Origin of the sequence: Streptomyces sp. NPDC058195, from assembly GCF_042883525.1 — a bacterium.
Lineage (GTDB): Bacteria > Actinomycetota > Actinomycetes > Streptomycetales > Streptomycetaceae > Streptomyces.
Genome location: NZ_JBHVVM010000002.1, coordinates 369,950 through 389,482, shown reverse-complemented (window position 1 = coordinate 389,482; position 19,533 = coordinate 369,950). Strand labels below are relative to the sequence as shown.

The 19,533-nt window shown below is 72.3% G+C and carries 16 protein-coding genes and 1 riboswitch; of the genes, 10 read left to right on the top strand and 6 right to left on the bottom strand.

The genetic code is table 11. The annotated features are described in order from the left end of the window. Positions 1-131 precede the first annotated feature (131 nt). Positions 132-1,760, top strand: coding sequence for a succinic semialdehyde dehydrogenase (locus ACFVWY_RS03795; RefSeq protein ID WP_389866981.1), 1,629 nt, complete (start codon positions 132-134; stop codon positions 1,758-1,760). 49 nt (positions 1,761-1,809) lie between these two features. Beyond that, a complete protein-coding gene (locus ACFVWY_RS03790; RefSeq protein WP_389866979.1) occupies positions 1,810-3,639 on the top strand; it encodes a GMC family oxidoreductase N-terminal domain-containing protein in 1,830 nt (609 codons plus the stop codon). Positions 3,640-4,011: 372 nt separating this feature from the next. Here the strand turns inward: ACFVWY_RS03790 and ACFVWY_RS03785 are convergent, their stop codons facing one another. Continuing rightward, a complete protein-coding gene (locus tag ACFVWY_RS03785; RefSeq protein WP_389866977.1) occupies positions 4,012-4,332 on the bottom strand; it encodes a chorismate mutase in 321 nt (106 codons plus the stop codon). A gap of 341 nt (positions 4,333-4,673) precedes the next feature. On the opposite strand from ACFVWY_RS03785, the gene guaA reads away from it, so the two are divergent. The 4 genes from guaA to ACFVWY_RS03765 all read left to right on the top strand — a co-directional run bounded on the left by guaA (position 4,674) and on the right by ACFVWY_RS03765 (position 9,216). Further along, a complete protein-coding gene (gene guaA / locus ACFVWY_RS03780) occupies positions 4,674-6,269 on the top strand; it encodes a glutamine-hydrolyzing GMP synthase (protein ID WP_389866975.1) in 1,596 nt (531 codons plus the stop codon). A gap of 180 nt (positions 6,270-6,449) precedes the next feature. Then, positions 6,450-7,232: a class II aldolase/adducin family protein gene (locus tag ACFVWY_RS03775; RefSeq protein WP_389866973.1), complete on the top strand. Its 783-nt coding sequence runs from the start codon at positions 6,450-6,452 to the stop codon at positions 7,230-7,232. A 115-nt stretch (positions 7,233-7,347) separates the two neighbouring features. Further along, positions 7,348-8,616: a hypothetical protein gene (locus tag ACFVWY_RS03770; protein ID WP_389866971.1), complete on the top strand. Its 1,269-nt coding sequence runs from the start codon at positions 7,348-7,350 to the stop codon at positions 8,614-8,616. Positions 8,617-8,706: 90 nt separating this feature from the next. After that, on the top strand, positions 8,707-9,216 hold the full coding sequence (locus ACFVWY_RS03765; RefSeq protein WP_389866969.1) for a DoxX family protein: 510 nt from the start codon (positions 8,707-8,709) through the stop codon (positions 9,214-9,216). Here ACFVWY_RS03765 and ACFVWY_RS03760 read toward each other — a convergent pair. Both ACFVWY_RS03760 and ACFVWY_RS03755 read right to left on the bottom strand, forming a co-directional pair. Continuing rightward, complete coding sequence (locus ACFVWY_RS03760; protein WP_389866967.1) at positions 9,123-9,386, bottom strand: hypothetical protein; 264 nt, start codon at positions 9,384-9,386, stop codon at positions 9,123-9,125. The two genes, ACFVWY_RS03765 and ACFVWY_RS03760, sit on opposite strands and share 94 nt — an antisense overlap. Then, a complete protein-coding gene (locus tag ACFVWY_RS03755) occupies positions 9,373-10,707 on the bottom strand; it encodes a PspC domain-containing protein (protein WP_389866965.1) in 1,335 nt (444 codons plus the stop codon). The genes ACFVWY_RS03760 and ACFVWY_RS03755 overlap by 14 nt, the downstream gene beginning before the upstream one ends. Positions 10,708-10,861: 154 nt before the next feature. On the opposite strand from ACFVWY_RS03755, the gene ACFVWY_RS03750 reads away from it, so the two are divergent. Both ACFVWY_RS03750 and ACFVWY_RS03745 read left to right on the top strand, forming a co-directional pair. Beyond that, positions 10,862-12,160 (top strand): PspC domain-containing protein, encoded by a 1,299-nt coding sequence (locus ACFVWY_RS03750; protein ID WP_389866964.1) that lies wholly within the window; start codon positions 10,862-10,864, stop codon positions 12,158-12,160. Beyond that, positions 12,144-12,842, top strand: a complete 699-nt coding sequence (locus ACFVWY_RS03745; protein ID WP_389866962.1) for a LuxR C-terminal-related transcriptional regulator — start codon at positions 12,144-12,146, stop codon at positions 12,840-12,842. Before ACFVWY_RS03750 ends, ACFVWY_RS03745 begins: the two co-directional genes overlap by 17 nt. Positions 12,843-12,872: 30 nt before the next feature. Here the strand turns inward: ACFVWY_RS03745 and ACFVWY_RS03740 are convergent, their stop codons facing one another. Together ACFVWY_RS03740 and ACFVWY_RS03735 are read right to left on the bottom strand one after the other, a co-directional pair. Next, complete coding sequence (locus tag ACFVWY_RS03740; protein ID WP_389866960.1) at positions 12,873-13,634, bottom strand: GNAT family N-acetyltransferase; 762 nt, start codon at positions 13,632-13,634, stop codon at positions 12,873-12,875. Between the two features lie 79 nt (positions 13,635-13,713). Continuing rightward, positions 13,714-14,760, bottom strand: coding sequence for an NlpC/P60 family protein (locus tag ACFVWY_RS03735; protein ID WP_389866958.1), 1,047 nt, complete (start codon positions 14,758-14,760; stop codon positions 13,714-13,716). 277 nt (positions 14,761-15,037) lie between these two features. Here ACFVWY_RS03735 and ACFVWY_RS03730 point away from each other — a divergent pair, with 277 nt between their 5' ends. Further along, positions 15,038-15,391: a hypothetical protein gene (locus ACFVWY_RS03730; RefSeq protein WP_389866956.1), complete on the top strand. Its 354-nt coding sequence runs from the start codon at positions 15,038-15,040 to the stop codon at positions 15,389-15,391. A 70-nt stretch (positions 15,392-15,461) separates the two neighbouring features. On the opposite strand, the gene ACFVWY_RS03725 is transcribed toward ACFVWY_RS03730, so the two are convergent. Then, the gene (locus ACFVWY_RS03725) at positions 15,462-16,589 is read right to left on the bottom strand and encodes an NlpC/P60 family protein (RefSeq protein WP_389866954.1); all 1,128 of its coding nucleotides are present in this window, start codon (positions 16,587-16,589) and stop codon (positions 15,462-15,464) included. Positions 16,590-16,595: 6 nt separating this feature from the next. Continuing rightward, a riboswitch (cyclic di-AMP (ydaO/yuaA leader) is annotated at positions 16,596-16,757 on the bottom strand. Between the two features lie 222 nt (positions 16,758-16,979). On the opposite strand from ACFVWY_RS03725, the gene pcrA reads away from it, so the two are divergent. After that, the gene (pcrA, locus tag ACFVWY_RS03720) at positions 16,980-19,421 is read left to right on the top strand and encodes a DNA helicase PcrA (protein WP_389866952.1); all 2,442 of its coding nucleotides are present in this window, start codon (positions 16,980-16,982) and stop codon (positions 19,419-19,421) included. The last annotated feature ends 112 nt before the right edge of the window (positions 19,422-19,533 follow it).

Here is a 19,533-nt window from a genome sequence, read left to right as displayed (position 1 = left end):
GGGCGCCCAGCGAGGTAAGCCCCCCTGATCAGGGGCTTTATTGCCAGTGATCGCTGGCTCGTTTGTGGGGAGTGTGAAAACCCGTTACCCACGGGTACCCAAAGTGTGCGGCTGGACGTACTCTCGCCCTCATGACGGACTCGCAGGCCTCCACGTCCACCTCCGCAGCCCCGCTCGGCACCAACCCGGTGGCCGCCGCGCCCAAGGGCGCGCGCACCGCCGCCGATGTGGTGACCCCCGAGGTGATCGCCCAGCTGACCCGGGGGGTGGCAGGTTCGGGCCGTACGGCCAACCACACCCCCTTCACCGGGGAGAAGCTGGCCGACCTGCCGGAGTCCACCCCCGAGGACGTGGCGGACGCCTTCGAGCGGGCCCGCGCCGCCCAGCCCGCCTGGGCCGCGACGCCGGTCCGCGCCCGCGCCGCCGTCCTGCTCCGCTTCCACGACCTGGTGCTCAGCCGCCAGGCCGAAGTGCTCGACCTGATCCAGCTGGAGACCGGCAAGGCCCGGCTGCACGCCCACGAGGAGGTGCAGGCCGTCGCCGTCGCGGCCCGCCACTACGGGCGCCGGGCCGCCGCCTACCTGAAGCCGAAGCGGCACACCGGGGTCGTTCCCACCCTCACCAAGGTCACCGAGCTGCGCCAGCCGCGCGGCGTCGTCGGCCAGATCGCGCCGTGGAACTACCCGCTGGAGCTGTCCGTGGGCGACGCGCTGCCCGCCTTCGTCTCCGGCAACGCCGTCGTGATGAAGCCCGACACCGAGACCGCGCTGACCGCCCTGTGGGCCCGTGACCTGCTGATCGAGGCCGGGCTGCCCGCCGAGGTCTTCCAGGTGGTCATCGGCGACGGTCCGGTGGTGGGCCCCGAGGTCGTCAAGCACGCCGACTACGTCTCGTTCACCGGTTCCACCCGCACCGGCCGCGAGGTCGCGCAGGGCGCGGCGGCCCGGCTGGTCGGCGTCTCGCTGGAGCTCGGCGGCAAGAACGCCATGCTGGTCCTGAGGGACGCCGACGTGGAGAAGGCCGCCGCGGGCGCCGTCCGCGCCTGCTTCTCCTCCGCAGGCCAGCTCTGCATCTCCATCGAGCGGCTGTACGTCCACGAATCGATCGCCGATGACTTCGTGGCCCGCTTCGCCGCCCGTACCAAGGCCATGCGGCTCGGCGGCTCCCTCGCCTACGGGGCCGACATGGGCTCGCTGGTCGGCGAGCGCCAGCTGGAGACCGTCACCCGGCACGTCGCGGAGGCCGTCGAGAAGGGCGCCACGCTCGTCGCGGGCGGTGTCGCCCGCCCCGACATCGGCCCGCTCTTCTACGAACCGACCATCCTCGACGGCGTCCAGGCGCCGATGGCGGTGTGCGGCGAGGAGACCTTCGGCCCGGTCGTCTCGGTCTACCGCTTCACCGACGAGGACGAGGTCGTCGCGCTGGCCAACGCCACCCCGTACGGCCTGAACTCCAGCGTCTGGACGAAGGACTCCCGCCGCGGCCACCAGGTCGCCGCCCGGCTCCGGACCGGCACCGTCAACATCAACGAGGGCTACGCCCCCGCGTACGGCAGCGTCCAGTCCCCGATGGGCGGGATGAAGGACTCCGGGCTCGGCCGACGGCACGGCTCCGAGGGCATCCTCAAGTACACCGAGGCGCAGACCGTCGCCCAGCAGCGGCTGATGCCGCTCGCTCCGTCCTTCGGCATGGACGACGAGAAGTACGCCGCGCTCATGAGCGCCAGCCTCAAGGCGATGAAGGCGTTCCGCCTGCGCTGACACCGCCGGTCCCGCCGCACCGCCCGCCCGTTTCGCACCGAGGAGAGCCATGTCCCAGGACAGCCCTGCCCAGAATCGGCCCGCAGCCCCGGAGGCGGGCGGTGACGACGCCGCCCACGACTACGACGTGATCGTGGTCGGCTCGGGCTTCGGCGGTGCGGTGTCGGCCCTGCGGCTGACCGAGAAGGGGTACCGCGTCGGGGTACTGGAGGCGGGCCGTCGTTTCACCCGGTCGGAACTGCCCAGGAACTCCTGGGACCTGAAGAACTTCCTGTGGGCCCCGGCCCTCGGCCTGTACGGCATCCAGCGCATCCACCTGCTGGGCAACGTCATGGTGCTGGCGGGTGCGGGCGTCGGCGGCGGCTCGCTGAACTACGCCAACACCCTGTACGAGCCGCTCGCCCCGTTCTTCGACGACCCGCAGTGGAAGGACATCACCGACTGGCACGAGGAGCTGGCCCCGTACTACGACCAGGCCAAGCGGATGCTGGGGGTCCGGATCAACCCGACGATGACCCCCTCGGACGTCCATCTGAAGGCGGCCGCGCAGGCCATGGGCATCGGCGACACCTTCCACCTGGCGCCGGTGGGCGTCTTCTTCGGGGACGGCGAGGACGGCGACGGTACGGCCACGGCCCGCCCCGGCGGCGAGGTCCCCGACCCGTTCTTCGGCGGCGTCGGCCCCTCCCGCAAGGCCTGCACCGAGTGCGGCGAGTGCATGACCGGCTGCCGTCACGGCGCGAAGAACACCCTCAACGAGAACTACCTCCACCTCGCCCAGAAGGCGGGCGCGGTCATCCATCCGATGACCTCGGTCGTCGCCGTCACCGGCAACACCCGGGGCGGCTACGCCGTCAAGACCCTCCCCACCGACAACCGGAAGAAGGGGAAGGGCCGTACGTTCACCGCCCGCGAGGTCGTCATCGCCGCGGGTACGTACGGCACCCAGACCCTGCTGCACCGGATGAAGGACACCGGGCTGCTGCCCCTGATCTCGCCCCGGCTCGGGGAGCTGACCCGTACCAACTCCGAGGGGCTGGTCGGCGCGCAGACCACCGACCGCCGCTACCGCAGGAAGCACGGGGGCGCCGGGGCCGACTTCACCCGGGGCGTCGCCATCACCTCCTCGGTCCACCCGGACGAGAACACCCACATCGAACCCGTCCGGTACGGCAAGGGCTCCAACTCGATGGGCGCGCTGACCGTCCTCCAGGTGCCGTACGGCGCGCACCGGGTCCGCCGGTGGCTGCTCGAACTGGTCAGGCACCCCACGCTCGCGGCCCGGTCGCTGTCCAACCGCCGCTGGTCGGAGCGGACCATCATCGGGCTCGTCATGCAGTCGCTCGACAACTCCCTGACGACCTACCGCAAGCCCGGCGGTCTCGGGAAGGGCCTGCTCACCGCCCGGCAGGGACACGGCGCGCCCAACCCGACGCAGATCGAGGCGGCGACCCGTGGTGCCGCGCTGCTCGCCGAGGAGATCAACGGCTTCGCGGGGTCCAACGTCGGCGAGCTGATGGGCACCCCGCTCACCGCGCACTTCCTCGGCGGCTGCCCGATCGGCGCCAGCGCCGAGGACGGGGTCATCGACCCGTACCACCGGCTCTACGGGTACCCCGGCATCTCCGTCGTCGACGGTTCGGCGGTCTCCGCGAACCTCGGGGTCAACCCCTCGCTCACCATCACCGCGCAGGCCGAGCGCGCCATGTCCTTCTGGCCCAACAAGGGGGAGGCCGACCCGCGCCCCGGCCAGGGCGAGGCGTACGCCCGGCTGGCCGCCGTCGAACCGCAGGCCCCGGCCGTACCGAAGGACGCCTTCGGTGCGCTCAGGCTGCCGTTTCTCGGGATGCCGGCCGTCCCGCCGAAGAAGAAGCCGTAGCCCCTCCGCGCGGAACGCCGGACGTCTGACGCCGGACGTCTGACGCCGGACGTCTGACGCCGGACGCGGAAACGGCCGGCCCCGGGCGTCCCCGGAGCCGGCCGTTTCCTGGGGTGACCGGACTGCTGTCCCCTGCCGACCGGTCACACACGCCGGGGCGCGGTCCCACGGCGCACTCGAAGGCACGCCACACGCTCCGGCGGAGTCACGCGTGGTGTGCCGCCCGGAGCTGCCCCGGCCGGCACGGACACGCACCAGGAACAACGAATCCGCGCCATGCCCGGTCACGCGCCGTACGGGTGAGAGCCCGCCCGAACGCCCGCCCGAACGCCCGGCCCTCTGTCCCGGCCGGGCGCCGGACTCCGGACCGTGTCAGGCCCGGCCGCGGCAGAGCTCCAGCAGCGTCATGGCGAGCGAGGTGCCGGGCCGCCCGAGCGCGTTCCGGTACGAGGCGAGGATCTCCATCTCGCGGGAGAGGTTGATCCGGCGGCCACCGGAGGTGAGCCGGGCCTCCTGGATGACCGCCGAGACGGCCATCCGCTCCTGGACGAGCCCGATGATCCGGTCGTCGAGGGTGTCGATCCGGTTCCGCGCGTCGTCGATCACCGCGGCGGCCTCCTCGGTGTGCGCACCGGTCTTCTCGGCGGCGGTCTTCACGGGGGCGGTCTTCTCGGTGGTGGTGCTGGCGCTCATGCTGACTCCTCGGTGGGTGCGGGCCCCGAGCCGAATGGTCCGTAACGCCAAAGCGCCCCGGGCCTTTCGGCCCGGGGCGCCTGGAACGTTGCTGGGATCAAGCAACACGACCATGGCAGCCGGCGGGCCGGATGCCATAGGTAAAGACGAAGGTCGTGTGCTGACGCATGCCGTCAGTATGGCCCGCCCGCCGCGGCCGGGCCAACACGGGGCCCGGATGCTGAGACGCCCTGTCCGGGAGGCGGCCCGGGGCGGCCCCCGGACGGGCAGGACGACGCCGCGTTCCGCGACCCCGGTAGAATCGACAAAACAGACCCCCCTTCACCGCCGGAAGGCCGCCCGTGCCCGCAGCACCCCCCGCCGCCCCCGACTCCACCACCGACGTGGTCCTGGTCGTCGACTTCGGCGCGCAGTACGCCCAGCTCATCGCCCGCCGCGTCCGTGAGGCCCGGGTCTACAGCGAGATCGTCCCGTCCACCATGCCGGTGGCCGAGATGCTGGCCAGGAACCCCCGGGCGATCATCCTCTCCGGCGGTCCCTCCTCGGTGTACGCCGAGGACGCGCCCTCCCTGGACCGCGCGATCTTCGAGGCCGGTGTCCCGGTCTTCGGCATGTGCTACGGCTTCCAGCTGATGGCCACCACGCTCGGCGGCACGGTCGACGACAACGGCGCCCGCGAGTACGGCCGCACCCCGCTCACCGTCTCCAAGAGCGGCTCCACCCTCTTCGAGGGCACCCCGGCCGAGCAGTCGGTCTGGATGTCGCACGGCGACGCCTGTTCCGCCGCCCCCGAGGGCTTCACCGTCACCGCGTCCACCGACGTCGTCCCGGTCGCCGCCTTCGAGAACGACGAGAAGAAGCTCTACGGCGTCCAGTACCACCCCGAGGTCATGCACTCCACGCACGGCCAGCAGGTCCTGGAGCACTTCCTCTACCGTGGCGCGGGCATCGAGCCGACCTGGACCACGACCAACGTGGTCGAGGAGCAGATTGCCCTGATCCGCGAGCAGGTCGGCACCAAGCGCGCCATCTGCGGCCTCTCCGGAGGCGTCGACTCCGCGGTCGCCGCGGCCCTCGTCCAGAAGGCCATCGGCTCCCAGCTGACCTGCGTGTACGTCGACCACGGCCTGATGCGCAAGAACGAGACCGAGCAGGTCGAGAAGGACTTCGTCGCCGCCACCGGCGTGCAGCTCAAGGTCGTCGACGCCGAGGAGCGCTTCCTGGCCGCGCTGGCGGGGGTCTCCGACCCCGAGCAGAAGCGGAAGATCATCGGCCGCGAGTTCATCCGGGTCTTCGAGCAGGCCCAGGCCGAGATCGTCGCCGAGGGCGCCGCCGACGGCGAGGACGTCGCGTTCCTCGTCCAGGGCACCCTCTACCCCGACGTCGTCGAGTCCGGCGGCGGCACCGGCACCGCCAACATCAAGTCCCACCACAACGTGGGCGGCCTCCCCGACGACATCGAGTTCCAGCTCGTCGAGCCGCTGCGCCAGCTGTTCAAGGACGAGGTCCGGATGGTCGGCCAGGAGCTCGGCCTCCCCGACGAGATCGTCCAGCGCCAGCCGTTCCCCGGCCCCGGCCTGGGCATCCGGATCGTCGGTGAGGTCACCAAGGAGCGGCTCGACCTGCTCCGCGACGCCGACGCCATCGCCCGCGAGGAGCTGACCGCGGCCGGTCTGGACCGCGACATCTGGCAGTGCCCGGTGGTCCTGCTCGCCGACGTCCGCTCGGTCGGCGTCCAGGGCGACGGCCGCACCTACGGTCACCCGATCGTGCTGCGCCCGGTCTCCTCCGAGGACGCCATGACCGCCGACTGGTCGCGCCTGCCGTACGAGACCCTCGCCCGGATCTCGACCCGCATCACCAACGAGGTCGCCGATGTCAACCGCGTGGTGCTCGACGTGACGAGCAAGCCGCCGGGGACCATCGAGTGGGAGTGATCTCCCCCTGAGGCCGTTCCGCCAGGCCAGCGCCGATGCCGCCGCCCGCTCGTCCGGGCGGCGGCATCGGCGTGTGTGCCGGGCGCGCCGGAGAGGTGCCCTGTTCCCCGTACCCCTGGCGACTTGCGGGAACCGGCGGTAACTTCCGGTTTCCCATGCCCGGGAGCCCGAGGAGCCGTCATGACCGAGCCCACGCCCGTACCCGCCCCCCTGCCCGTGGACCGGCTCCACTTCGCGATGCCGCCCGTACACGGCTCCCCGGCCGAGGAGCGCGCCTACCGCAAGGAGCGGCTGGCCGGGGCGCTGCGGCTGTTCGGGGCGTACGGCTACGAGGACGGCGTCTCCGGGCACATCACCGCCCGCGACCCCGAGTTCGCCGACTGCTTCTGGGTCAATCCCTTCGGGGTGCCGTTCGACGGGCTCGCGCCGGACGAGCTGATCCTGGTCAACGGCGACGGGCAGGTCGTCGAGGGCCGCCACCACGTCAACCAGGCGGCGTTCGCCGTCCACGCGGCCGTGCACCGGGCCCGCCCGGACGTCGTCGCCGTCGCGCACACCCACTCCGTGCACGGGCGGGCGCTGGCCGCGCTCGGCGAGCTGATCGAGCCGATCACCCAGGAGTCCTGCGCCTTCTACGAGGACCATGTGCTGTACGACGCGTACACCGGGGTCGTCGTCGACGAGGAGGAGGGCCGCCGGATCGCCGCGGCGCTCGACGGGCACAAGGCGATCGTGCTGCGCAACCACGGACTGCTGACCGTCGGCGACTCGGTGGACGCCGCCGCCTGGTGGTTCATCGCGCTGGAGCGCTCCTGCCAGGTGCAGCTGGCCGCCCGGTCCGCCGGGAAGCCGGTGCTGATCGAGCGCCGGGACGCCCTGGCCACCCGGGACCAGCTGGGCAGCGACCTGGTGGCGTGGATCAACTACCAGCCCCTGTGGCAGCGGATCAGTCGCACATTCTGACGATACGCGCTCCGCACGTGTGCCCCGATGCGGTCCACAGCCCCTCCGTACGGCACAATTCGCTGCAATAGCAGCCGAGTTGGCTGCACCGGGGCTGGAGAGGGCGGCGTTCCCAGTGGTGTTGGACGAGGCGAGGGCGGGCGGCGCCCACCGGGGCGGCTGCACCTGCGGCGACTGCCCGCACGGGGCGCGCGAGGGTCACCGGCGCGCGGTGGCCGCCTTCCTGGCCAAGCGGGACGAACTCGCCGCCGGGCAGGGGCTGCCGCCCGGCGTCGCGCGGTCCGTGTCCGCGACCCGCCAGTGGGTCTCGGACGAGCTCACCCAGTCCGCCCGGACCGTCGCCGAACGGGGCCGTGAGGAGGGCGACGCCTGGCTGTACCGGGTGTGGCGGCGCACCCTGATCGCGGTGTGGGGCGGCGTCGCCCTGCTGGTCGTCGGGGAATCCGCCACCGCCATCGGCGCGGGCTGGACCAACGCCCGTACGGCGGGGCTGATCGCCGGGCTCGTCACCGCCGCCCTTCTCACCGGAGCCGCCCATGTCCACCGCGCCCGCGGCGGTCTGCTCGCCCCGCTGATCGGCGAGGACAACCGGCTCTCCACCTCCCGGGCCGTCGCCGTCTCCTGGGTGCTGCTCGTGGTCTTCGCCGTGCTCGTCCTGGCGCTCCAGCTGGCCGGTGCCTCCCGGCACGCCGAGCGCGACGCGCTGATCGAGGGACTGGACCTGGCGCGGGGCGCCGGGGTGGTGACCGTGCTCGCGCTGGTCTGCGCCGTCGCCGTCGTGGTACGCCGGGTGGTGACCGTACGGACGCTGTCGGGACGGCTGCAGAAGCTGCGGGCCGACCGGCCGCGCGCCGCCGACCTGCTCACCGACGACTCGGGGCGGGGCAGCTTCACCGATGTGCAGTACATGCTGATCAGCACTGTCGCCGTGGTGTTCGCCGCGGTCCGGCTGGCCCGCCGCCCCGAGCAGCTGCCCGACCTGCCATGGGGCCTGGCGCTGCTGGTCACGGTCTCGGCACTCGCCTACTTCGCCGGGAAGTACGTGGAGGGCGGACGGCCGGTGATCCTCTCGGTGGTCCGGGCCCGGGAGGCCGGGGACCTGGACGCGCCGGTGCGCACCGGCGACGACATCGAGATCCGGGGCGCGGGTTTCGTGCCGCCGGGCGCCGGAGCACCGGACCGGCTGGCCCGGATGGTCGTCCGGATCGGCCGGGTCCACGTCCATGTGCCGCTGATCCCGGTCACCGGCGGCTTCGCCAATCCGACGGACGGTGTACTGACCGTGCCGGTTCCGGTGGAGGTCGAGCCGGGCGTGGTCGAGGTGCAGGTCGTCACCGCGGCCGGGGTGGAGACCAACCCGGTCGAGATCGAGGTGACCGACTGACCGGATGGCCGACCGGCGTGAGCAGCGCGTTCCCTGCGTACGCTACGTAAACTTGGGGGTACGGGGATCTACGGAAGGCGGGTCAGCCACATGCAGGGGTACGGAGCGAGCGTACGCGGTCTCGGTGAGCGGCGGGGGCTCAGGGAGACGGCGCGGGAGCACGCCCTGCTGCCGCTGCGGATCTTCCTCGGCGTCACCTTCGTCTACGCCGGGCTCGACAAGCTGACCGAACCCTCCTTCTTCCGGGCCACCGGCCCCGGCTCCATCGGCGAGACCATGCACGCGGTGCGCGACTCGGCCGCGATCCCGGCCCTGGTCGACCTCGCGCTGAAGAGCCCCGGCTTCTTCGGGTACGCCATCGCCATCGGCGAGCTCCTCGTGGGCCTCGGCACCTTCTTCGGGCTGTGGGGAAGGATCGCCGCGCTCGGCGGGGCACTGATCTCGCTGAGCCTGTGGCTGACCGTGAGCTGGGCGGTCAGCCCGTACTACTTCGGCAACGACCTGGCCTACCTCATGGCCTGGCTGCCGCTGGTGCTCGGCGGGGCCGGGGCGTTCTCGCTGGACGCCTTCCTGGCGAGGCGGCGGCGACGGATCAGGTAGTTCACCCCGGTCACCAGGGTGGCCAGGGTGAGGCCGCCGAAGAACAGCGGGAGGAAGAACGTCCAGGGGGCGTCCCAGGAGCCCGCGGCGTCCGCCGCGTACCCCGCCGCCAGGGCGAGCATGACCAGGCCCGCCACCGCCCGTCCGGGCCGGATCTCATGACGCAGCACGGGTGACCTCCACCTGTCCGATGCTCGTGTCGAGCGTCAGCTCGACCGTCCCGGCCGGTTTGCCGCCGGGGGGCGGCGGCAGCGTCCGGTGTTCCTCCTGCGCGGGGTTGATGCCCATCTCGTGCCCCGCCAGATCCCGCGCGGCGTCCAGCCGGCCGACCGGCAGCGCGATGTCACCGATGGTCACCCGCGCCGTCACCTTCACCGTCACGTCCCTCGGTACGACGACGACCGCGCGGCCCGCCCCGACCTTCAGCGCGGTGGTGACCGTGTCGCCCTCGGGAACCGTGATCCCGGTGAGGTCCAGCCGGGCGTCCCCGGTGCCCAGCCGGTACTGCGGCTGGACCGCCGCCACCGAGGCGGGCCGCCAGTTCTCGCGCACCCACTGGGTGCTGATGTCCTTGGGCAGCGCGGCGGAGCCCGCCAGCAACGCGGCCGTGACCATCGCGAGCATCACCGTGCCGAACCCCGTCCGGCCCAGGAACGAGCTGACCAGCATCCCGAGCCCGAACACCGCCAGCGCGGCGGCCAGCCCGAACTGCAGGCTCGTACCGAACGGCTGGGTGTCCCAGCTCAGCCCCGTCCCCAGCCCGCCCGCGACCAGCGCGGCCAGGAACACCGCACCGCCGATCGAGGTCGGGCCCCTCGTGCCGCGCTCCGGCCGGGGCGCGCGGAACGGGGAGTCCGGCGGCCCCGCCGGGCGGTCCGCACGGGGCGGCAGCACCGTGTCGGCCGGACCCCACAGATAGCCGGCGCCGACCGGCCCCGTCGTACCGTCCTTGACGATCGGATCGCGCCACCACGACGGGCTGCCCGGCGACGGAGGGGCCCGCACCTCCGGCGGCGCGTCCGGCACCGTCTGGGAGGCCGCCGGACGCTGCGGGTCCTCCGCCGCCGCGTTCCTGCGGTTCTGCGTCCACACGGCGAAACCCACGACCGCGAGCGACAGGAGCGCGGAGAAGGACAGGGTGCCGCCGTTGCCCAGCATCGAGAGGAAGAGGCCGCAGCCGATCAGCGCGAGCAGCACCGCGATCAGCGAGGCCCCCTCCACCCGGCCGGACAGCAGCCTGCGTATCTCGTTCTCCTCCTCGCCGTCCGCCGGGATCAGCAGCCAGGCGAAGCCGTAGAAGATCAGCCCGATGCCGCCGGTCACCGACAGCACGCCGAGCACGATCCGGAAGATCACCGGATCGACGTCGCAGTACCGGCCGAGCCCGCCGCAGACCCCAGCCACGACCTTCTGCCGCGGGGTACGGCGCAGCAGGGGGGGAGGGGCTTGGGGCGGCGCGGCACCGGGGGGTGCGTCCTGGGGAACGGTCATGGCTCCATGGTGACCGCCCACCGGCCCGACCGGGACCGGGACCGACCCTGGCCGATCCCTGATATTGGCTCCCCGGAGCCCTGACGACCCGGGACCGGACCTTAGGGGGCGGACCCTGATGCCACGGCCCACGCGGGCATGTGACGATCGGGGCATGTCCGCCGCCACCACCCGAGCCCCCGGCTCCCGCCCCGCAGATCCCGAGGAGCCGCCGCCCCGCAAGCTGTACCGCAGCGCCGACGGGCGGTTCCTGGGCGGTGTCGCGCGCGGCCTGGCCGGGCACGTCGGCCTGCCCGTGCTGTGGGTGCGGTTCTTCTTCGTCGGCCTGTTCTTCGCGGACGGTTTCGGCGCGGTGCTCTACGCCGTGTTCTGGATCGTCGTCCCGCTCGGGGTCGGCGGCGTCGAGACGCCGCGCCCCGTCTTCGAGACCGGCCCGGACGGCCGCCGCAAGCTCCGCAAACCCGACCGGGGCCAGGTCGTCGCGCTGATCGCGCTGATCATCGGCGGCATGATCTTCGTCGGCAACGTCGACATGAGCAGCGGTGCCAACCGCTACATCTGGCCCGCCGTGCTGATCGGCGGCGGCTGCGTACTGGTGTGGCGGCAGGCCGACAACGCCCGCCGCGCCCGCTGGATGGAGGTCGGCCGCCGCCGTCGGGTCCTGCACCTGGCCCGGGGGCTCGCCGGGGTCGCCCTGGTCGGTGTGGGCCTGGCCGTCTTCGTCGTCGTACGGGGCTCCGCCGTCCAGCTCGGCAACGTCCTGACCGCCGCGATCGCCGTCCTCACCGGCATCGCCCTGCTCGCCGGTCCCTATCTCGTCCGGATGACCCAGGACCTCTCCGAGGAGCGCCTGATGCGCATCCGGGCCCAGGAACGCGCCGAGGTCGCCGCCCACGTACACGACTCGGTGCTCCACACCCTCACCCTGATCCAGCGCCGCGCGGAGGACGCCGGAGAGGTCCGCAGGCTCGCCCGCGCCCAGGAACGCGAGCTGCGCAACTGGCTGTACAACCCCGAGGGCACCGGCAAGGACGAGGACGACGAGCCCGAGAACCTCGCCGAGGCGGTCAAGCGCGCCGCCGCCGAGGTCGAGGACAAGCACGGCGTCCCGCTGGAGGTCGTCGTCGTCGGCGACTGCCCGCTGGACGAGAGGCTGGCCGCGCAGATGCAGGCCGCGCGCGAGGCGATGGTCAACGCCGCCAAGTACGGTGGCGAGGGCGGCGCCGTACAGGTCTACGCGGAGGTCGAGGGCCGCACGGTCTTCGTCTCGGTCCGCGACCGGGGTCCGGGCTTCGACCTGGATTCCGTACCGGGGGACAGAATGGGCGTACGAGAATCAATCATCGGCCGGATGCAGCGCAACGGCGGTACGGCGCGGCTGCGTTCGGTGCCCGGCGGGGGCACGGAAGTCGAGCTGGAGATGGAGAGGGCGAGCGATGATCAAGACCACTGAGGCGGCGGCCGGGGGCCCGGAGCGCCGGGTACGGGTCGTGCTCGTCGACGACCACCGGATGTTCCGCACCGGCGTCCAGGCCGAGATCGGCCGCACCGAGGAGACCGGCGTCGAGGTGATCGGCGAGGCCGCCGACGTCGACCAGGCGGTCACCGTCATCACGGCGACCCGCCCCGAGGTCGTCCTCCTCGACGTCCACCTGCCGGGCGGCGGCGGCGTCGAGGTGCTGCGCCGCTGCTCCTCGCTGATGGGGGCCGTCGACAACCCGGTGCGGTTCCTGGCGCTGTCCGTGTCGGACGCCGCCGAGGACGTGATCGGTGTCATCCGGGGCGGTGCCCGCGGCTACGTCACCAAGACCATCACCGGCACCGACCTGGTCGACTCGGTCTTCCGGGTCCAGGACGGCGACGCGGTGTTCTCGCCCCGGCTGGCCGGGTTCGTCCTGGACGCCTTCGCCTCCACGGACGCGCCGCCGGTCGACGAGGACCTGGACCGGCTGACCCAGCGCGAGCGCGAGGTGCTGCGGCTGATCGCCCGCGGTTACGCCTACAAGGAGATCGCCAAGCAGCTGTTCATCTCGGTGAAGACGGTCGAGTCGCACGTCTCGGCGGTGCTGCGCAAGCTCCAGCTCTCCAACCGGCACGAACTGACCCGGTGGGCGACGGCCCGGCGGCTGGTCTGAGCCGCCGGGCGCCACCGGGCCGCGGGACCGTCAGGCCGGGTCGAGCGAGATGTTCAGCTTCTCGCCGATCCGGTTGAAGCCGATGCCCGCGTAGATCCGCTCCACGGCCTCGTCGGCCGGTTCCAGCCAGACCACCCGGCAGCCGCGCTCGAACGCGGTGGCCGTCAGATGCGCGGAGAGCGCGGCGCCGATGCCCCGGCGGCGGTGGGTGTCGGCGACGGCCAGCCCGGCCAGTTCGGTGAGTCCGCCGACGGGGACGGAGCAGCCGCCCGCGGCCACCGGCAGGCCGTCGAGCGTGGCGAGGGCCGCGACCCCGCCGCCCTTGGCGGCCGTGCGCAGCCACTGTGCCGGGCCGTCCTCGGGCTCGCCGGTCCCGCCGTAGCCGTGGTGCTGGATGAGGGCGGCGGCGGCGAACTCCGCGTCGGTGGCCGGTTCTGTGATCGCCAGGTCCGCCACCGGCTTCGGCGTCCGCAGTTCGCCCGGGGCGCAGGCCATGACCGGGGCCCGGTTCTCGACGGTGAACCCGGCGGCCAGCAGAGCGGGTTCGACCGCGGGCGCCGCACCGGGCAGGAATTCCAGCCGGGGCAGCCGGTCGTGCGCCCGGAAGGCGGCGACCAGCGCGTCGATGTCCTCGGCGGTCGGCTCCGCGTCCTGGTCGGGTATGGCGTAATTGGCGTACTTGAGGGACCAGACGGGGTTGTACCGGACGGTGAACGGCCCGGCCCGGAAATGATCCGGGGAACGCTGGGCGAGCGTGCGGGCGTGGGTCTGGACCTCGGCGTCCATGGGCATGTCGGGGTGTCCTCGGGCCGGTTGGTCGACGACGGGCCGCCGCCGGGGCGGCGGACGGCCCGGACCGGCGTCGGGGAGACTATGCCACCCGGGTCGCCCCGGCGAAGGGCATCTGGTCGATCGGGGCGACCCGGACCGGTGCGCCGGGGCGCGGGGCGTGGATCATCTGCCCGTTGCCGATGTAGAGCCCGACGTGGCTGATACCGGAGTAGAAGAACACCAGGTCCCCGGGGGCGAGTTCGGAGCGGCTCACCCGCTGCCCGGCGTTGATCTGGGTGTACGTGGTGCGGGGCAGCGAGACCCCGGCGGAGCGCCAGGCGGCCTGGGTGAGCCCGGAGCAGTCGAAGGAGGAGGGGCCGGTGGCCCCCCAGACGTACGGCTTGCCGAGCGCCCCGTACGCGAAGGCGACGGCCGCGGCGGCACGGCCGCTGGGCGCCTGGACGGAGCCGCGCGGCAGGGAACGGGACGCGCGGGCCGCCGAGCCGTGGCCGGTTTCCTCGTACGAGGAGCGCTGGGCCGGGGTCAGGCGGTTGAGGAGCCGTCTCGCCTCGGCCAGCCGGGCCGTGATCGTCGCCTTGTCCTTCCTCAGCTCGGTCCGGCGGAGGGTCAGGTCGGCGAGCTGCCCCGTGGCCTGGGCGCGCAGCGTGGCGATCCGGGCGACCTGATGCCGGACCCGGTCGAGCGCGACGGACTGGCGGTCCGCGACCCGGTCCAGGTACGACGCCCGCTCCAGGTACTGGTCGGGGTCGGAGGAGAGCGCCAGCTGCACGGAGGGGCCGAGGCCGCTCGTGCGGTACTGGGCGGCGGCGAAGGACCCCAGCTCCTGGCGGGAGGCGTGGAGGCGCTCGGTACGGCGGGCGGCCTCGTCACGCAGGGCGTCGAGGGCCCTCTCCGCGGCGCTGGCCTTCTCCTTCGCGCCGTTGTACCGCTCGGTGGCGACCTCCGCCTCGTGGTAGAGCCGGTCCACCTCGGACGTGACCTGGGCGGGGGTGCGCCGCGGTTCGGCGTGGGCCGCGGGGCCGGGCAGAGCGGCGGCGGTGGCGGCCCCGGTGAGGGCGAGGGTCGCCGCGGTGCGGGCAGCAGGGCCGCTGTACAGGCGCTGCTTGGGTTTCCGATGCGCTGCCACGGGGGCGTGCGTCCTTCCTGACGACTGCCCGACGGGGGCTACCGGCGGGCCCGGTGACCCGGTCAGTGAGTGACGCTAAACCCGGGGCACGGGCCGGAGCCGTAATGACGCATATTGCTCGTTTTTGGCGTGGCATTGCCGTCGATTGATCGGAAAAATTGCATCAGAGTGATGCAATTGGTGCAGGTGCACGTGAAGCGACACGTGGGCGTGTGTGCCCCGCGAAGGTGGACCTGCCTGCCGGGGGGTGATATGGCCACGGCTAGGCTGCGGCCTCATGGACGTACTCATTCATGTCTTCGTCGCCCTGCACATCATCGGCATCGCTTCCCTGCTGGGCGGATTCCTGACCCAGATGAAGGCGATGGGCGCGGGCACGGCCCGGTTCGTCCCGGCGATGCTCCACGGCGCGCTGGCCATGCTGGTCACCGGTGTCGCGCTGGTCGGGATGCGCGAGACCGACGGCGGCCACGTGAACAACATCAAGATCGGCGTGAAGCTGCTGGTCCTGATCGTGATCCTCGCGCTGGTCTACATCAAGCGGGACGAGGAGAAGGTCGACAAGGGCGCCTTCGCCGCGGTCGGCGGGCTGACGCTCCTCAACATCTTCATCGCCACGCTCTGGACCTGATCCCGTTCCCGGCCGCCGGGCGGACCCGGCGGCCGGGCGCGGTACGCGGTACGCGCGTGCCCGCCGCCGGCTACGCGGGGCGCACGCTGCCGTAGATCGGCATGTAGTAGATCGACTCCTCGCGCACGTTCGCCCCGGGCTTCGGCGCGTGGATCATCATCCCGTCGCCCTTGTAGATGCCGACGTGGCTGATGTCGTCGTAGAAGAAGACCAGGTCTCCCGGCCGCAGGTCCGCCGTGGCGACCCGGGTGCCGGTCTTGACCTGGTCCCAGGTGGTCCGCGGGATGTCCACGCCCGCGGCTTTCCACGCGGCCTGGGTCAGCCCGGAGCAGTCGTACGACGCCGGGCCCGTCGCGCCCCACACGTACGGCTTGCCTATCTGGGCCCGAGCGAAGGCAAGGACCTGACCGGCCTTGGTGCCGGTACTGCTGCCCGTACCCGTGCCTGTGCCCGTATCTGTACCTGTACCGGCGGGCTTCTTCGTCTCCTCCTCGGCCTTGGCTGCGGCCTGCCGCTTGGCCAGCTCCTCGGCCTTGCGCCTGGCCTCCGCCTCCTTCGTCCGCTCGATCTCCGCGAGCCGCGCCTTCTCCTCGGCGGTCAGCTTCGACAGCAGCGTGCGCGCCTCGGACAGCTTCGTGCGGACGTCCTGCTTGCTGGCGCGCAGCGAGGCCTGGGCCGTCGTCAGCGTCTCCAGGCTCCGTACCGCCTCGGCCCGCTTCTTCGCGGTCCTCGTCTGCTGGGTGCGGAAGTCCGTGACCGCCTTCTGCTGGCGGCTGGTCATCCGCTCCATCAGCTGGTTCTGGTCGAAGTACGACTGCGGGTCGTCGGCCAGGAAGAACGTGGCGGTCGGCGCGACGGAACCGTTGCGGTACTGCGCGGCGGCGAAGGCGCCCAGCGTCCTGCGGGCGTCGTTGAGCTTGTCGGCGCGCTGGGCGACGTCCTCCAGCAGGGCATCGACCGTGGCGCGCTGGGCGGCGGACGCCTCCTTCGCCTGGTTGTACTTCTGGGTCGCGGTACCCGCCTGCCGGTAGAGGTCGTCGACCTTCTTCTGGACATCCTCGATGCCCGGCTTCGGGTCCGGCGCGGCCACCGCGCTCTGCGTGGAGAGCAGCGTCACGGACGCCAGGGCCGCGGTGGTGAGCCCGACGGCCGGTGCGGTGGAGCGCACCCGGGTGCGCGGTTTGCGGTGCGATGCCAAAACGGCATCTCCTTCCGTGGACCGCCTACCGGGTTAGCTGTCGGGTTCGGACGAACGGAAGGCGCCCTACGGTCCGTGTGGGGGGAGGACCGATTCACCCCGGTACTGCGTCTGGGCCCCCGGCTCCGGACTCCCGCGAGGGCAGCCCGGATTCGGCGCGGGCGTCCGCTCGGCGTGGTTCGCCGCAAGGGGGTCGGGCCGCCCGGTCGAGCACGCTAGCCAACCCGTGGTACCGCTGTGAAGGTTGATGTTCGATATGCCCGATACATCTTCGTGACCCGCGTGACGGAGGCAGGGGCGCTCACCCACCGTGGGGCGCCGGTCCCGCTCCGTACCGCCTCGCGGAACGCCCGCCGGGGGCCAGGGGTCAGCCCGTAGACTCGGCAAGCGATGAGCAGCCTCTTTGACGACAGTTTCCTGGCCAGCCTCCAGCACTCGGAGGAACAGCCCCCGCCGCCCCCCGAGGACGCCGCACCCGAAGAGGTGCCGGAGGGTCTGTTCGAGGGCGTCTTCGACGGCCCGCCGCCCAGGGACTCCTACTACCGCGACGGCGCCCCCCGCCCCGTCATTGACGCCGCGGCCCTCCTCGACGGGCTGAACACCGAGCAGCGCGCCGCCGTCGTCCACGCGGGCTCCCCGCTGCTCATCGTCGCCGGGGCCGGTTCGGGCAAGACCCGGGTGCTGACGCACCGGATCGCCCATCTCCTCGCCGAGCGCGGGGTGCACCCCGGCCAGATCCTGGCGATCACGTTCACCAACAAGGCCGCGGGCGAGATGAAGGAGCGCGTCGAGCAGCTCGTCGGTCCGCGCGCCAACGCCATGTGGGTCATGACCTTCCACAGCGCGTGCGTACGCATCCTGCGCCGTGAGTCGAAGCGGCTCGGCTTCACCTCGTCGTTCTCGATCTACGACGCGGCCGACTCCAAGCGGCTGATGGCCCTGGTCTGCCGCGACCTCGACCTGGACCCGAAGCGCTTCCCGCCGAAGTCGTTCACGGCCAAGGTCTCCAACCTGAAGAACGAGCTGATCGACGAGGAGACCTTCGCCGCTCAGGCCGCCGACGGCTTCGAGAAGACCCTCGCCCAGGCCTACGCGATGTACCAGTCCCGGCTGCGCGAGGCCAACGCGCTGGACTTCGACGACATCATCATGACGACGGTCCACCTGCTCCAGGCCTTCCCCGACGTCGCCGAGCACTACCGCCGCCGCTTCCGGCACGTCCTGGTCGACGAGTACCAGGACACCAACCACGCCCAGTACACCCTGGTGCGCGAGCTGGTCGGCCCGGCGGGCGAGGGCGACGCCCCGGCCGAGCTGTGCGTGGTCGGTGACGCGGACCAGTCGATCTACGCCTTCCGCGGCGCGACCATCCGCAACATCCTCCAGTTCGAGGAGGACTACCCGGACGCGACGACGATCCTCCTGGAGCAGAACTACCGCTCCACGCAGACGATCCTCTCCGCCGCCAACGCCGTCATCGAACGCAACGAGAGCCGCCGCCCCAAGAACCTCTGGACGAACGCCGGCACCGGCGCCCGGATCACCGGTTACGTCGCCGACACCGAGCACGACGAGGCGCAGTTCGTCGCCGACGAGATCGACCGGCTGACCGACGCGGGCGACGCCAGGGCCGGGGACGTCGCGATCTTCTACCGCACCAACGCGCAGTCCCGCGTCTTCGAAGAGATCTTCATCCGCGTCGGCCTGCCCTACAAGGTCGTCGGCGGGGTGCGCTTCTACGAGCGCAAGGAGGTCCGGGACATCCTGGCCTACCTGCGCGTCCTCGCCAACCCCGAGGACACCGTCCCGCTGCGCCGCATCCTCAACGTGCCCAAGCGCGGCATCGGCGACCGCGCCGAGGCGATGATCGACGCCCTCTCCCTGCGCGAGAAGATCACTTTCCCGCAGGCGCTGCGCCGGGTCGACGAGGCGTACGGCATGGCCGCCCGCTCGGCCAACGCCGTCAAGCGGTTCAACACGCTGATGGAGGAACTGCGCACCATCGTCGAGTCGGGCGCGGGCCCCGCGGTGGTCCTGGAAGCGGTCCTGGAGCGGACGGGCTACCTCGCCGAACTCCAGGCGTCCACCGACCCGCAGGACGAGACCCGGATCGAGAACCTCCAGGAACTCGCCGCGGTCGCCCTCGAATTCGAGCAGGAGCGGGGCGAGGCGGGCGAGGAGGGCGCCGGCACGCTCGCCGACTTCCTGGAGAAGGTCGCGCTCGTCGCCGACTCCGACCAGATCCCCGACGAGGACGAGGACGGCTCCGGCGTCATCACACTGATGACCCTGCACACCGCGAAGGGCCTCGAATTCCCGGTCGTCTTCCTGACCGGCATGGAGGACGGCGTCTTCCCGCACATGCGGGCGCTGGGGCAGACCAAGGAGCTGGAGGAGGAGCGGCGGCTCGCCTACGTGGGCATCACCCGGGCCCGTGAGCGGCTCTACCTGACCCGGGCGGCGATGCGCAGCGCGTGGGGCCAGCCGTCGTACAACCCGCCGTCGCGGTTCCTGGAGGAGATCCCGGACCAGCACCTGGAGTGGAAGCGGAAGGGGCCGATGGCGGCCTCGGCGGGGCCGACCTCGGGAATCACGTCCTCGCTGTCCGCCTCCCGCGCGCGCTCCGGCCCTTCGGGCTTCGCGACTCGGCGGACCTCGGACAAGCCGGCCATCGCGCTGGCGGTCGGGGACCGGGTCACGCACGACCAGTTCGGGCTCGGCACGGTGACGGCGGTCGAGGGAGTCGGCGACCAGGCGAAGGCCACGGTCGACTTCGGGGACGAGCGGCCGAAGAAGCTGCTGCTGCGGTACGCGCCGGTCGAGAAGCTGTAGACGCACGAGGGGCGGGGCCGCCGGGCGGTGGCCCCCGCGGGCCCCCCCCCCCGGGCCCCGTAGCCCCCCCGGGGGCCCCCCGGCGCACCCCCCCCCCCCCCCGCCCCCCCCC

Bases quoted from the DNA above. Each gene is read 5' to 3' on its own strand.
- ACFVWY_RS03790 (WP_389866979.1), top strand. From the start codon at position 1,810: ATGTCCCAGGACAGCCCTGCCCAGAATCGGCCCGCAGCCCCGGAGGCG.
- ACFVWY_RS03740 (WP_389866960.1), bottom strand. From the start codon at position 13,634: ATGCCCATGGACGCCGAGGTCCAGACCCACGCCCGCACGCTCGCCCAG.
- ACFVWY_RS03775 (WP_389866973.1), top strand. From the start codon at position 6,450: ATGACCGAGCCCACGCCCGTACCCGCCCCCCTGCCCGTGGACCGGCTC.
- ACFVWY_RS03785 (WP_389866977.1), bottom strand. From the start codon at position 4,332: ATGAGCGCCAGCACCACCACCGAGAAGACCGCCCCCGTGAAGACCGCC.
- ACFVWY_RS03755 (WP_389866965.1), bottom strand. From the start codon at position 10,707: ATGACCGTTCCCCAGGACGCACCCCCCGGTGCCGCGCCGCCCCAAGCC.
- ACFVWY_RS03765 (WP_389866969.1), top strand. From the start codon at position 8,707: ATGCAGGGGTACGGAGCGAGCGTACGCGGTCTCGGTGAGCGGCGGGGG.
- ACFVWY_RS03745 (WP_389866962.1), top strand. From the start codon at position 12,144: ATGATCAAGACCACTGAGGCGGCGGCCGGGGGCCCGGAGCGCCGGGTA.
- ACFVWY_RS03750 (WP_389866964.1), top strand. From the start codon at position 10,862: ATGTCCGCCGCCACCACCCGAGCCCCCGGCTCCCGCCCCGCAGATCCC.
- pcrA (WP_389866952.1), top strand. From the start codon at position 16,980: ATGAGCAGCCTCTTTGACGACAGTTTCCTGGCCAGCCTCCAGCACTCG.
- ACFVWY_RS03730 (WP_389866956.1), top strand. From the start codon at position 15,038: ATGGACGTACTCATTCATGTCTTCGTCGCCCTGCACATCATCGGCATC.
- ACFVWY_RS03795 (WP_389866981.1), top strand. From the start codon at position 132: ATGACGGACTCGCAGGCCTCCACGTCCACCTCCGCAGCCCCGCTCGGC.